6 protein-coding genes and 3 rRNA genes are annotated in these 13427 nt (G+C 65.2%); 6 read left to right on the top strand and 3 right to left on the bottom strand.

All coding sequences use genetic code 11. The annotated features are described in order from the left end of the window. Window positions 1-16 precede the first annotated feature (16 nt). The gene (locus tag BMW78_RS16505) at window positions 17-1012 is read left to right on the top strand and encodes a DMT family transporter (RefSeq protein ID WP_091762007.1); all 996 of its coding nucleotides are present in this window, start codon (window positions 17-19) and stop codon (window positions 1010-1012) included. Here BMW78_RS16505 and BMW78_RS16500 read toward each other — a convergent pair. Beyond that, window positions 990-2171 (bottom strand): zinc-dependent alcohol dehydrogenase, encoded by a 1182-nt coding sequence (locus BMW78_RS16500; RefSeq protein ID WP_091762005.1) that lies wholly within the window; start codon window positions 2169-2171, stop codon window positions 990-992. The genes BMW78_RS16505 and BMW78_RS16500 overlap by 23 nt on opposite strands. Before the next feature lie 169 nt (window positions 2172-2340). Here BMW78_RS16500 and BMW78_RS16495 point away from each other — a divergent pair, with 169 nt between their 5' ends. After that, complete coding sequence (locus BMW78_RS16495) at window positions 2341-3333, top strand: SDR family NAD(P)-dependent oxidoreductase (protein ID WP_091762003.1); 993 nt, start codon at window positions 2341-2343, stop codon at window positions 3331-3333. Window positions 3334-3442: 109 nt separating this feature from the next. After that, entirely contained in the window at window positions 3443-4327 is an 885-nt protein-coding gene (locus BMW78_RS16490; RefSeq protein ID WP_091762001.1) for a slipin family protein, read from the top strand. 137 nt (window positions 4328-4464) lie between these two features. Here the strand turns inward: BMW78_RS16490 and BMW78_RS16485 are convergent, their stop codons facing one another. Together BMW78_RS16485 and aqpZ are read right to left on the bottom strand one after the other, a co-directional pair. Further along, complete coding sequence (locus BMW78_RS16485) at window positions 4465-6684, bottom strand: NADP-dependent isocitrate dehydrogenase (RefSeq protein ID WP_091761999.1); 2220 nt, start codon at window positions 6682-6684, stop codon at window positions 4465-4467. A 140-nt stretch (window positions 6685-6824) separates the two neighbouring features. Continuing rightward, window positions 6825-7604, bottom strand: a complete 780-nt coding sequence (gene aqpZ, locus BMW78_RS16480; RefSeq protein WP_218144401.1) for an aquaporin Z — start codon at window positions 7602-7604, stop codon at window positions 6825-6827. A 561-nt stretch (window positions 7605-8165) separates the two neighbouring features. Between aqpZ and BMW78_RS16475 the strand changes: the two genes are divergently transcribed. The 3 genes from BMW78_RS16475 (at window position 8166) to rrf (ending at window position 13420) form a co-directional block, all read left to right on the top strand. Continuing rightward, window positions 8166-9691: ribosomal RNA gene (locus BMW78_RS16475) — 16S ribosomal RNA — on the top strand. Between the two features lie 394 nt (window positions 9692-10085). Continuing rightward, window positions 10086-13208, top strand: a 23S ribosomal RNA gene (locus tag BMW78_RS16470). A gap of 95 nt (window positions 13209-13303) precedes the next feature. Beyond that, window positions 13304-13420 (top strand): 5S ribosomal RNA (rrf, locus tag BMW78_RS16465). The 16S, 23S and 5S rRNA genes sit together here, the layout of an rRNA operon. Window positions 13421-13427 lie beyond the last annotated feature (7 nt).

Below are 13427 nucleotides of genomic sequence, written 5' to 3'. Positions count from 1 at the left end.
CGACCCAGGAGGACCCATGACGACCATCACCGCCGCGCACGCCGCCTCGCCGGGCAGCGGTGCGAAAGCACCAGCCACCGCCCGCACCGCCCGCACCGGCCGGGCGCGGACCCTGGGCGTGCTCGCAGCGCTGGTCACCACGACGGCGTGGGGCGGCCAGTTCGCGGTGAGCAGCTCCGCCTTCGCCCACGTCGACCCGGTCTGGCTCACGGCGGTGCGATACGGCGCCGCGTCCGTGGTCTTCCTCGTCCTGCTGGCGCTGAGGGAGGGCCGGGAAGCCTTCCGGTGGGACCCGGCCCTGCCCCGGGTCGCCGTGCTCGGCGCCATCGGCTTCGGCGGGTTCAACCTCCTGGCGTTCCTCGGCCTCACGCGGTCCACCCCGGAGGCGGCCTCCCTCATCGTCTCGACCATGCCGTTGCTGACCGCGTTCGTGCTGTGGGCTCGCACGGGCTCACGGCCCCGGTCCACCGTGTGGTGGTCCAGCGGCGTCGCCCTCCTCGGCCTGCTGCTGGTGCTCACCGACGGACACCCGGCCAGACTCGTGCGCGGGGGAGTCGGGTGGGGTGAGCTGATGGTCCTCGCCGGTGCGGCAGCCTGGGTCGTCTACACGACCGGCGCCGCCACCGTCCCGCACTGGTCGTCGCTGCGCTTCACCGCCCTGAGTGCTGCCTCCGGCAGCGTCGTGATCCTCGGGGTGGCCCTGGCCAGCACGGCCGTGGGCTGGCTCCGCCCACCGGGCGTCGCCGACCTCACGGCCGTCGGCTGGCAGCTGGCCTACGTCGTCCTGCTCGCGGCCGTGGTGGCCGTCCTGTGCTGGAACTCCGCCATGCGGTTGCTCGGCGCCCAGGACGGCGTCCTCTTCATCAACGTCGTTCCGGTGACGGCGTTCGTGGTCCAGGCGGCGCTGGGGCACGCGCCCCACCCGGCCCAGCTCCTGGGCGTCGCCGTGACGCTGCTGGCCCTGGTCGCGCACAACGTCGCGGGGCGGCTCAGGGCTTCAGGACGACCTTGACGCAGCCGTCGGCCTTCTCCTGGAACACCTTGTAGTACTCCGGCGCCTCCTCCAGCGAGGGGCGGTGGGTGGCGAGGGTCTCGAGGCCGAGCACGTCGCCGTCCTGCTGCACGACCGGCAGGATGTCGTCGATCCACCGCTTCACGTGGCACTGCCCGAGCCGCATGGTGATGCCGCGGTCGAACATCTCCATCATCGGCATGGGATCCACCTCGCCGCCGTAGACGCCGCTGACCGAGACCGTGCCGCCGCGGCGCACGGCCTTGATGGCGGTGGTGAGGGCGTCGATGCGGTCGATACCCATCTTGTCGACCATCGGCTTGGCCAGGGCGTCGGGCAGCATGCCGACCGACTTGATGGCCGCCTCCATGGCGGGGTTGCCGTGTGCCTCCATGCCGACCGCGTCGAGCACGCCGTCGGCACCGCGGCCGCCGGTGAGCTCGATGACCGTCTCGGCGACGTCGTCCACCTCGTCGAGGTTGATCGTCTCCATGCCGTGGGCGCGCGCGAGCTCGAGGCGCTCGGGAACGCGGTCGACGCCGATGACCCGCCGACCCTGGTGCACCCCGATGCGGCCGGCGAGCTGGCCGACGGGGCCGAGCCCCATCACCGCAAGGGTGCCCTCCTCGGGCACGTCGGCGTAGGCGACGCCCTGCCACGCGGTGGGGAGGATGTCGGAGAGGTAGAGGTAGTGCTCGTCCGGTGCGTCGTCGGGCACCTTGATCGGGCCGAAGTGGGCCTGCGGCACCCGGAGGTACTCCGCCTGGCCGCCCGGCACCGACCCGTAGAGCTCGGTGTAGCCGAAGAGCGAGGCGCCCTTGCCCTGGGCGCGGTTCTGGGTCGTCTCGCACTGGGCGAACAGCCCGCGCGAGCACATCCAGCACGACCCGCAGGAGATGTTGAACGGCACGACGACCCGGTCGCCGGGCTTGATGTGGGTGACCTCCGAGCCGACCTCCTGCACGATGCCCATGGGCTCGTGGCCGAGGATGTCGCCCTGGTGCAGGTAGGGCCCGAGCACGGAGTACAGGTGCAGGTCCGAACCGCAGATGGCCGTGGACGTCACCTTGATGATCGCGTCGGTGGGCTCGCTGATGACCGGGTCCGGAACCGTCTCGACACTCAGCTTCTCCTTGCCCTGCCACGTCAGTGCCCGCATGCGTGAACTCCTCGTCTGTGCTGCTGGTCGGTGCTGTCGGTCGGTCCGTTCACGCTAGGTGAGGGCTGCGGATCCGACATCTCGAGCGACCTCTGCTCCCGGAGCCCGCAGCCCTCATCGGCCCGGTGCAGCAGTGGCAGGTCGGCCGGTCCGACCGCAGACTGGCGAGATGAGCACTGGAGCCGACAGGGACGCCGCCCGCACCGGGGACCGCGCGGACGCGCAGCCGATCGCCCTGGTCGCCGGGGGCAGTCGTGGCCTCGGCCTGCTCATCGCGCGGGAGCTCGCCGACCGGGGGCACCGGCTCGTCGTGTGCGCCCGGGACGTCGACGAGCTGCAGCAGGCGGCCGCCGACCTCGAGGCACGGGGCGCCCGGGTCGACACCGAGGTCTGCGACGTCTCCGACAACGCGGCCGTCACCACCATGGTGAGCCGGGTGGAGGCGAGGCTCGGACCCGTCGAGGTGCTCGTCGTCGTGGCCGGAGTGATCCAGGTGGGGCCGCTGGAGTCGTTGGAGCGCAAGCACTTCCAGCAGGCCGTCGGCACGATGCTCTGGGGACCGGTGAACTGCGCGCTCGCGGTCGCCCCGCGGATGCGCGACCGCGGCCGGGGGCGCATCGCCACGATCACCTCGATCGGCGGCTTCGTCAGCGTGCCCCACCTGCTGCCGTACTCGACGGCCAAGTTCGGTGCCGTCGGCTTCACCCAGGGACTGCGCGCCGAGCTGGCCGGCACGGGCGTCACGGTGACCACCGTCGCTCCCGGCCTGATGCGCACCGGCTCGCACCTGAGGGCCACCTTCACCGGCGACCAGGCCGCGGAGTACTCGTGGTTCGCGGTGGGCGCCTCGCTGCCGCTCGTCTCCATGGACGCGGAGCGGGCCGCCTCGAAGATCGTCGACGGGGTGCTGCGCGGCAGGCCGCTGGTGGTGCTGACCCCGCTCGCCAAGATCGGCATGCGGGTCGCCGGGGTCGCCCCCGCGACGACGATGCGGCTGATGGACCTCGTGGCCCGGCTGCTGCCCTCGCCCCCGGAGGAGGGCGCCACGGGCACGATCGAGGGGCGGCAGGCCGAGCAGCGGCTCAGCGCCGGGGCCGCCAGGGTGATGCGCGGCGTGACGCTGCTGGGGGAGCGGGCCGCCCGGCGGTTCAACGAGCGCTGACGTTCAACGAGCGCTGACGTTCAACGAGCGCTGACGAAGGGGGACCTCCGACCCTGTCCGCCCCGGCTCGCCGCGACTGACGGTGGGGGGACATCGGGAGGTGGTGACGATGGCCAGGCTTGGTGTCGCCGTCGTGAGGCAGTACGAGCGCGGCGTGGTCTTCCGACTGGGAAAGCTGCACAACGTCCGAGACCCGGGGATGCGGTTCATGATCCCCTTGGTCGACCACCTGATGAAGGTCAGCCTGCGCACGGTGACCATGCCGATCCCCTCCCAGCAGATCATCACCCAGGACAACGTCTCCATCGGTGTGGCCGCGGTCGCCTACTACCGGCGGGTCGACCCGGTGCGCTCCATCATCGAGATCGAGAACGTCGAGTCGGCTGTCGGGCAGTTCGCCCAGACGACGGTCCGCAACATGGTCGGCCGCTCCAGCCTGGACCAGGTGCTCAGCAACACCGAGGCCCTCAACGAGGCGATCAAGCGGGTGCTCGACGTCACGACGGAGCGGTGGGGCGTGCTCGTGCAGCTCGTCGAGCTCAAGGACATCGAGCTCCCGCAGTCGATGCAGCGGGCCATGGCCAAGCAGGCCGAGGCGGAGCGGGAGAAGCGCGCCAAGATCATCGCCGCCGAGGGGGAGGCGCTCAGCGTCGGCAAGCTCGCCCAGGCCGCCGACGTCATCGCCCGCAGCCCGGTCGCCCTGCAGCTGCGCAACCTGCAGGTGCTCTCCGAGATCGCCGTGGAGAAGAACTCGACGATCGTCTTCCCGGCCCAGTTCTTCGAGAGCATCCGCAGCGCCATGGAGTTCCACAGCCATGAGGAGGCCGTCAGGGTCACCTCCCCGCTGCCCGATGCCGTCGCGCCGGCCGACCTGACGGCGCCTGCAGAAGGGGTCATCCCTGCCGAGGAGCTGGCGCCCGCCAACGGGGTCGCGCCTGCCGCCACCGCCGTTCCGGCGGACACCCAGCGCGACGGCGAGATGGCCGTCCCCTAGCCCCACGTCGACAGACCCGGTATGCCGCGCGGCGGCCCGAGTCCTTCCCCACAGACAGGTATGCCGGGTGGTCACCTCGTCGGTGACCACCCGGCATACCCGGTGGTGCAGGTGCGGGGAGTCGGCCCCGCGCGCGGTCAGCCGCGCAGGGAGGCCAGTGCCTCGTTGAAGGTCTTCGACGGCCGCATGACAGCCGAGGCCTTCTCCTCGTCCGGGCGGTAGTAGCCGCCGATGTCGGCCGGGTGGCCCTGCACGCCGATGAGCTCGGCGTTGATGGCCTCCTCGTGGGAGCTCAGCGACTCCGCGACGGCCGTGAAGGCCTGAGCCAGCTCGGCGTCCTCGGTCTGCTTCGCCAGCTCGTCGGCCCAGTACATCGCGAGGTAGAAGTGGCTGCCGCGGTTGTCGATCTGGCCGACCTTGCGGGCCGGCGACTTGTTCTCGTTGAGCAGCCGCTCCGTCGCCCGGTCGAGGGTGTCGGCAAGCACGATGGCGCGCGGGTTGTCGGTGGTCGTCCCCATGTGGCGCAGGCTCTCGGCCAGGGCGAGGAACTCGCCGAGGCTGTCCCAGCGCAGGTAGTTCTCCTGCACCAGCTGCTGCACGTGCTTGGGCGCCGAGCCGCCGGCTCCGGTCTCGAAGAGGCCGCCGCCGTTCATCAGCGGCACCACCGACAGCATCTTCGCGCTCGTGCCGAGCTCGAGGATGGGGAAGAGGTCGGTGTTGTAGTCGCGCAGCACGTTGCCGGTCACGGAGATGGTGTCCTCGCCGCGACGGATGCGCTCGACGGACAGCTTCGCCGCCTCGACCGGCGACAGGATCTGGATGTCCAGGCCCTCGGTGTCGTGCTCCGCGAGGTAGCGCTTGACCAGCTCGATGAGGTTGGCGTCGTGGGCGCGCTCGGGGTCGAGCCAGAAGACGGCCGGCGTCTGCGAGGCGCGGGCGCGTGTGACGGCGAGCTTGACCCAGTCGCGGATCGGGGCGTCCTTGGTCTGGCAGGCGCGCCAGATGTCGCCCGGCTGCACGTCGTGCTCCATGAGCACGTCGCCCGCGCTGTTCACGACCTGGACCGTGCCGGCCTCGGTCATCTCGAAGGTCTTGTCGTGGCTGCCGTACTCCTCGGCCTTCTGCGCCATGAGCCCGACGTTGGGCACCGAGCCCATGGTGGTCGGGTCGTAGGCGCCGTGGGCCCGGCAGTCCTCGATGACGGCCTGGTAGACGCCGGCGTAGGAGCTGTCGGGGATGACCGCGAGGGTGTCGTGCTCCTCGCCGTCGGGGCCCCACATGTGGCCGGAGGTGCGGATCATCGCCGGCATGGAGGCGTCGACGATGACGTCGCTCGGGACGTGCAGGTTCGTGATGCCCTTGTCGGAGTTGACCATCGCCAGGCGCGGCCCGTCGGCCAGGCCCTTCTCGATAGCGGCGCGGACCTCGTCCCGCACGTCAGCCGGCAGCTTGTCGAGGCCGCCGAGGATGGTGCCGAGGCCGTTGTTGGGGGACAGGCCTGCGGCGGCGAGCTGGGTGCCGTACTTCTCGAAGACCTCGGGCAGGAAGGCGCGCACCACGTGGCCGAAGATGATCGGGTCGGAGACCTTCATCATCGTGGCCTTGAGGTGCACGGAGAACAGGACGTCGGCGTCCTTGGCGCGCTGCACCTGCTCCTTGAGGAAGGCGTCGAGCGCCGCGACGCGCATGACGGTGGCGTCGACGACCTCGCCCTCGAGGACCTTCAGGTTCTCCTTGAGCACGGTGGTACCCGAGTCACCCACGAGCTGGATCGTGAGGCTGTCGGCGGCCGGCATGACGACCGACTGCTCGTTGGAGCGGAAGTCGTCCTTGCCCATGGTGGCGACCTCGGTCTTCGAGTCCGAGCTCCAGGCGCCCATCGAGTGCGGGTGCTTGCGCGCGTAGTTCTTGACGGCCAGCGGGGCGCGGCGGTCGGAGTTGCCCTCGCGCAGCACCGGGTTGACGGCGCTGCCCTTGACGCTGTCGTAGCGGGCGCGCGCGTCCTTCTCCTCGTCGGTGGCCGGCTCGTCCGGGTAGTCGGGCAGGTCGTAGCCCTGCGCCTGCAGCTCGGCGATGGCGGCCTTGAGCTGCGGCAGGGACGCGGAGATGTTCGGCAGCTTGATGATGTTGGCCTCGGGCGTGGTGGCGAGCTGCCCGAGCTCGGAGAGCGCGTCCCCGATGCGCTGCTCCGCCGGCAGGCGGTCGTCGAACGCGGCGATGATGCGGCCGCCGAGGGAGATGTCGCGCGTCTCGACCTCGACGCCTGCGGTGCCGGCGAACGCCTCGATGACGGGGAGGAACGAGTAGGTCGCCAGCATGGGCGCCTCGTCGGTGAGCGTGTAGATGATCTTGGCCATGAAGGCGGCACTCCTGCTGTCGTCGGGGTTCGTCCGGAACGCGTAAGGCTGCGCTTCTCGAGGAAGCGCTGTTCAGGCTATCGAACGGCCCTGCTGCGGGACCGGGGAGCCGGGGCCTGCGACCGGTCAGGTCGACGGGGTCAGCGAGCCGCCTCCGGCGGCAGGTCCTCGGGGCGGACCTCGCCGGAGATGTCCTCCGTGCGCCGGTCGATGCCCGTGACGAGGTGGTAGGTGGCTCCGGCGAGGGCTGCGCCCAGGATCGGCGCCACCCAGAAGAGCCACAGCTGGCCCGGGGCGCCGTTGCCGTTGAAGAAGGCGACCGCGGTCGACCGGGCCGGGTTGACGGAGGTGTTGCTGATCGGGATCGACACGAGGTGGATCACGGTGAGCCCGAGCCCGATCGCGATGGGGGCGAAGCCGACCGGTGCCCGGGCGTCCGTGGCGCCCAGGATGATGTAGAGGAAGAAGGCGGTCAGCAGCACCTCGGCGCACAGGACCGCCACGAGTCCGTAGCCACCGGGGGAGTGCTCGCCGTAGCCGTTGGCCGCCATGTGCCCGGTGGCGTCGAACCCGTCCTTGCCCGAGGCGATGCCGTAGAGGGCGGCTCCCGCCAGCAGGCCGGCCACGACCTGGGTGACGACGTAGGCCGGCACGTCCCGCCACTCGAAGCGCCGGGCCACGGCCGCGCCGATCGTGACCGCGGGGTTGAAGTGGGCACCGGACACGTGGCCCACCGCGTAGGCCATCGTCATCACCGTCAGCCCGAACGCCAGCGCCACCCCGACGAAGCCGATGCCGAGCTGCACCCGCTGGCCCTCGGTGGGAGGGGAGAGGAAGAGGGCCGCGTAGATGGCGCTGCCGCAGCCACCGAACACCAGCCAGAACGTTCCGAGGGCCTCGGCACCGAGCCGGGCGCTCATCGCAGGAGTGCGCACGTCGTCCTCCGTCCAACGTCGTGGTGGGCGGGTGCGCCCGCCCGGGAGCCTCCTCCCACTGTGCGACCGCCGGTATGCCGCGCGGGCGGCTTTGGGGGAACGAGCCCGCCTGCGGGGCAACGCGGCTCCCATCGCTGGGGTCGCCCGGGGGTGGTCACAGGCCCCGGAAAACGGTGCTACAGTTGAGCCATCGCCGAACGCCAAGCGCGCTCGATCCGGTCGCTCCTCACGAAGGAAGCGCGGATTTGACGCCCAAGTTGCGAAGCGAGTAAGTTAGAAGGGTTGCCCCGGACACTCCCGCTGAAAAGCGAAGTGGATGGTGCGCGTCCGAACCTTGAGAACTCAACAGCGTGTCAAAAATCGATGCCAATTACCTCGTCTCGAGGTGGCGGCGAACCGGGCTAAAGGTCTGGGGATGCGGTCATGTCGAACGAAAATCCTTTGGTTGACAATGAATTTCTAGCAATGGCTAGTTGTTCTTGCTCAGTCAGTGAAACAACCCTTCTTGGGTAGCAGTTTCGTGGTCTTCGGGTCACGAGCTAAACATCAATGGAGAGTTTGATCCTGGCTCAGGACGAACGCTGGCGGCGTGCTTAACACATGCAAGTCGAACGGTGATCCAGGAGCTTGCTCCTGGTGATCAGTGGCGAACGGGTGAGTAACACGTGAGTAACCTGCCCCTGACTCTGGAATAACCCCGGGAAACCGGAGCTAATACCGGATATGACACCAATCCGCATGGGTATGGTGTGGAAAGTCTTTCGGTCTGGGATGGACTCGCGGCCTATCAGCTTGTTGGTGAGGTAATGGCTCACCAAGGCGACGACGGGTAGCCGGCCTGAGAGGGCGACCGGCCACACTGGGACTGAGACACGGCCCAGACTCCTACGGGAGGCAGCAGTGGGGAATATTGCACAATGGGCGAAAGCCTGATGCAGCGACGCCGCGTGAGGGATGACGGCCTTCGGGTTGTAAACCTCTTTCAGCAGGGAAGAAGCGCAAGTGACGGTACCTGCAGAAGAAGCACCGGCTAACTACGTGCCAGCAGCCGCGGTAATACGTAGGGTGCGAGCGTTGTCCGGAATTATTGGGCGTAAAGAGCTTGTAGGCGGCTTGTCGCGTCTGCTGTGAAAATCCGAGGCTCAACCTCGGACTTGCAGTGGGTACGGGCAGGCTAGAGTGTGGTAGGGGAGACTGGAATTCCTGGTGTAGCGGTGAAATGCGCAGATATCAGGAGGAACACCGATGGCGAAGGCAGGTCTCTGGGCCACTACTGACGCTGAGAAGCGAAAGCATGGGGAGCGAACAGGATTAGATACCCTGGTAGTCCATGCCGTAAACGTTGGGAACTAGGTGTGGGTCTCATTCCACGAGATCCGTGCCGCAGCTAACGCATTAAGTTCCCCGCCTGGGGAGTACGGCCGCAAGGCTAAAACTCAAAGGAATTGACGGGGGCCCGCACAAGCGGCGGAGCATGCGGATTAATTCGATGCAACGCGAAGAACCTTACCAAGGCTTGACATATGCGAGAACGCTGCAGAGATGCAGAACTCTTTGGACACTCGCATACAGGTGGTGCATGGTTGTCGTCAGCTCGTGTCGTGAGATGTTGGGTTAAGTCCCGCAACGAGCGCAACCCTCGTTCTATGTTGCCAGCACGTGATGGTGGGGACTCATAGGAGACTGCCGGGGTCAACTCGGAGGAAGGTGGGGATGACGTCAAATCATCATGCCCCTTATGTCTTGGGCTTCACGCATGCTACAATGGCCGGTACAAAGGGCTGCGAAACCGTGAGGTGGAGCGAATCCCAAAAAACCGGTCTCAGTTCGGATTGGGGTCTGCAACTCGACCCCATGAAGTCGGAGTCGCTAGTAATCGCAGATCAGCAACGCTGCGGTGAATACGTTCCCGGGCCTTGTACACACCGCCCGTCAAGTCACGAAAGTCGGTAACACCCGAAGCCGGTGGCCCAACCCCTTGTGGGAGGGAGCTGTCGAAGGTGGGACTGGCGATTGGGACTAAGTCGTAACAAGGTAGCCGTACCGGAAGGTGCGGCTGGATCACCTCCTTTCTAAGGAGCACTGGTCGCGCAAGCGATCCAGAGCCCGGTCTGTCCCCGAGTGTGGGGCAGCGGGTGCTCAAGGGTGGAACATCGATTAGTTGGCGCTGACACCGTCTCGTGTCGCAAGTACAAGCTCTTCCTCCGTCGTTGATGGGGGCAGGGCAGTGGAACGCGGTGGGGGGTGGGGGAGGCGCCTGGCACGTTGTTGGGTCCTGAAGGCTCGGGCGAAAGCCTCCTTCGGGTCGTCTTGGACGGCTTATCGGACCCTCACTGCGGTCGAACCGCCACACGGTCAGCTCCTGGTCACCTTGATGGGTGAAGAGGGGTTGGTGTGGTAGGCGCCGGTTGTGTGGGGGGCCGCCCGTTTTTTGAGAACTGCACAGTGGACGCGAGCATCTTTGTGGCTCAAGTTTTTAAGGGCACACGGTGGATGCCTTGGCACCAGGAACCGATGAAGGGCGTAGGAATCTGCGATAAGCCTCGGGGAGTCGATAACCAGACTGTGATCCGAGGATGCCCGAATGGGGAAACCCGGCTGGAGGCAAGTCCAGTCACCCTCGTCTGAACACATAGGGCGATGGGAGGGAACGTGGGGAAGTGAAACATCTCAGTACCCACAGGAAGAGAAAGCAACCGCGATTCCGTGAGTAGTGGCGAGCGAAAGCGGATCAGGCCAAACCGTATCTGTGTGATACCTGTCAGGGGTTGCAGGTACGGGGTTGTGGGACGTCTTGGTCAGCGCTGACACGCTGGCAGGGAGTTACAAATGCGTGTGATAGTCGAAGGGCATTGAAAGGCCCGGCACAGAGGGTGCTACCCCCGTAGACGAAATCGCGACGCACTCCCAAGACCCATCCCAAGTAGCACGGGGCCCGAGAAATCCCGTGTGAATCTGGCGGGACCACCCGCTAAGCCTAAATATTCCCTGGTGACCGATAGCGGACAAGTACCGTGAGGGAAAGGTGAAAAGTACCCCGGGAGGGGAGTGAAATAGATCCTGAAACCGTGTGCCTACAATCCGTCGGAGCCTCCTTGTGGGGTGACGGCGTGCCTTTTGAAGAATGAGCCTGCGAGTTAGTGCTCCGTGGCGAGGTTAACCCGTGTGGGGAAGCCGTAGCGAAAGCGAGTCCGAATAGGGCGTTTTAGTCGCGGGGTCTAGACCCGAAGCGGAGTGATCTACCCATGGCCAGGTTGAAGCGACGGTAAGACGTCGTGGAGGACCGAACCCACTTAGGTTGAAAACTGAGGGGATGAGCTGTGGGTAGGGGTGAAAGGCCAATCAAACTCCGTGATAGCTGGTTCTCCCCGAAATGCATTTAGGTGCAGCGTCACGTGTTTCTTACCGGAGGTAGAGCTACTGGATAGCTAATGGGCCTCACCAGGTTACTGACGTTAGCCAAACTCCGAATGCCGGTAAGTGAGAGCGTGGCAGTGAGACTGCGGGGGATAAGCTCCGTAGTCGAGAGGGAAACAGCCCAGACCACCAGCTAAGGTCCCTAAGCGTGTGCTAAGTGGGAAAGGATGTGGAGTTGCATTGACAACCAGGAGGTTGGCTTAGAAGCAGCCACCCTTTAAAGAGTGCGTAATAGCTCACTGGTCAAGTGATTCCGCGCCGACAATGTAGCGGGGCTCAAGCACACCACCGAAGCTGTGGCATTGACATATTTGCTCGGCACCGACACCTGCGGGTTCGGTGTCCAGGCGTGTTGATGGGTAGGGGAGCGTCGTGTGGCCAGGGAAGCGGCGGAGTGATCCAGCCGTGGAGGCCACACGAGTGAGAATGCAGGCATGAGTAGCGAATGACGGGCGAGAAACCCGTCCGCCGAATAACCAAGGGTTCCAGGGTCAAGCTAATCTGCCCTGGGTAAGTCGGGACCTAAGGCGAGGCCGACAGGCGTAGTCGATGGACATCCGGTTGATATTCCGGAACCGGCGAAGAACCGCCCATGATGAACCTAGTGATGCTAAGCGCCCGAAGCCGCCGGCACCGACCCTTCGGGGAAGGACTGGTGGTGGAGCGCGCGACCCGATCTAGTAGTAGTCAAGCGATGGAGAGACGCAGGAAGGTAGCCTCCGCGTGGCGATGGTAGTCCACGTCCAAGGGTGTAGGGAGCGACATAGGCAAATCCGTGTCGCACATATCCTGAGACCTGATAGTGACCGCGTATGCGGGAAGCAGGGTGATCCTATGCTGCCAAGAAAATCTTCTAGCGAGGTTCGAGCCGCCCGTACCCCAAACCGACTCAGGTGGTTAGGTAGAGAATACCAAGGCGATCGAGTGAATCGTGGTTAAGGAACTCGGCAAAATGCCCCCGTAACTTCGGGAGAAGGGGGGCCCGGACCCTGAAGGAGCTTGCCTCCTAGGGTGAAGGGCCGCAGAGACCAGGGAGAAGCGACTGTTTACTAAAAACACAGGTCCGTGCGAAGTCGCAAGACGATGTATACGGACTGACGCCTGCCCGGTGCTGGAAGGTTAAGAGGACCGGTTAGCTCTTCGGAGCGAAGCTGAGAATTTAAGCCCCAGTAAACGGCGGTGGTAACTATAACCATCCTAAGGTAGCGAAATTCCTTGTCGGGTAAGTTCCGACCTGCACGAATGGCGTAACGACTTCTCCACTGTCTCAACCACGAACTCGGCGAAATTGCACTACGAGTAAAGATGCTCGTTACGCGCAGCAGGACGGAAAGACCCCGGGACCTTTACTACAGCTTGGTATTGGTGTTCGGTACGGCTTGTGTAGGATAGGTGGGAGACTGTGAAGCATGCACGCCAGTGTGTGTGGAGTCAACGTTGAAATACCACTCTGGTCGTTCTGGATATCTAACCTCGGTCCGTGATCCGGATCAGGGACAGTGCCTGGTGGGTAGTTTAACTGGGGCGGTTGCCTCCTAAAAGGTAACGGAGGCGCCCAAAGGTTCCCTCAGCCTGGTTGGCAATCAGGTTTTGAGTGTAAGTGCACAAGGGAGCTTGACTGTGAGACAGGCATGTCGAGCAGGGACGAAAGTCGGGACTAGTGATCCGGCGGTGGCTTGTGGAAGCGCCGTCGCTCAACGGATAAAAGGTACCCCGGGGATAACAGGCTGATCTTGCCCAAGAGTCCATATCGACGGCATGGTTTGGCACCTCGATGTCGGCTCGTCGCATCCTGGGGCTGGAGTAGGTCCCAAGGGTTGGGCTGTTCGCCCATTAAAGCGGTACGCGAGCTGGGTTTAGAACGTCGTGAGACAGTTCGGTCCCTATCCGCTGTGCGCGTAGGAAACTTGAGAAGGGCTATCCCTAGTACGAGAGGACCGGGATGGACGAACCTCTGGTGTGTCAGTTGTCCTGCCAAGGGCACCGCTGATTAGCTACGTTCGGAAGTGATAACCGCTGAAAGCATCTAAGCGGGAAGCACGCTTCAAGATGAGGTTTCCACGGGGCTTGCCCCGAGAGGCTCCCAGCTAGACTACTGGGTTGATAGGCCAGATGTGGAAGTGCAGCAATGCATGCAGCTGACTGGTACTAATAGGCCGACAACTTGACTACACACTTCTGCTGAAAAGGCAGAGAAGATTGCTTCGCGTCCACTGTGCGGTTCCCGAGAAACGGTCGGGAACACCTGATTGACATCTCCATAGAGTTTCGGCTGTCATAGCGAAGGGGAAACGCCCGGTCCCATTCCGAACCCGGAAGCTAAGCCCTTCAGCGCCGATGGTACTGCACTGGTGACGGTGTGGGAGAGTAGGACGCAGCCGAACATACTTT

Origin of the sequence: Pedococcus cremeus (genome assembly GCF_900111375.1) — a bacterium.
Classification (GTDB): Bacteria; Actinomycetota; Actinomycetes; order Actinomycetales; family Dermatophilaceae; genus Pedococcus_A; species Pedococcus_A cremeus.
The sequence above is the reverse complement of the archived record's forward strand: the minus strand, read 5'-3'. Positions and strand labels throughout refer to the sequence as shown.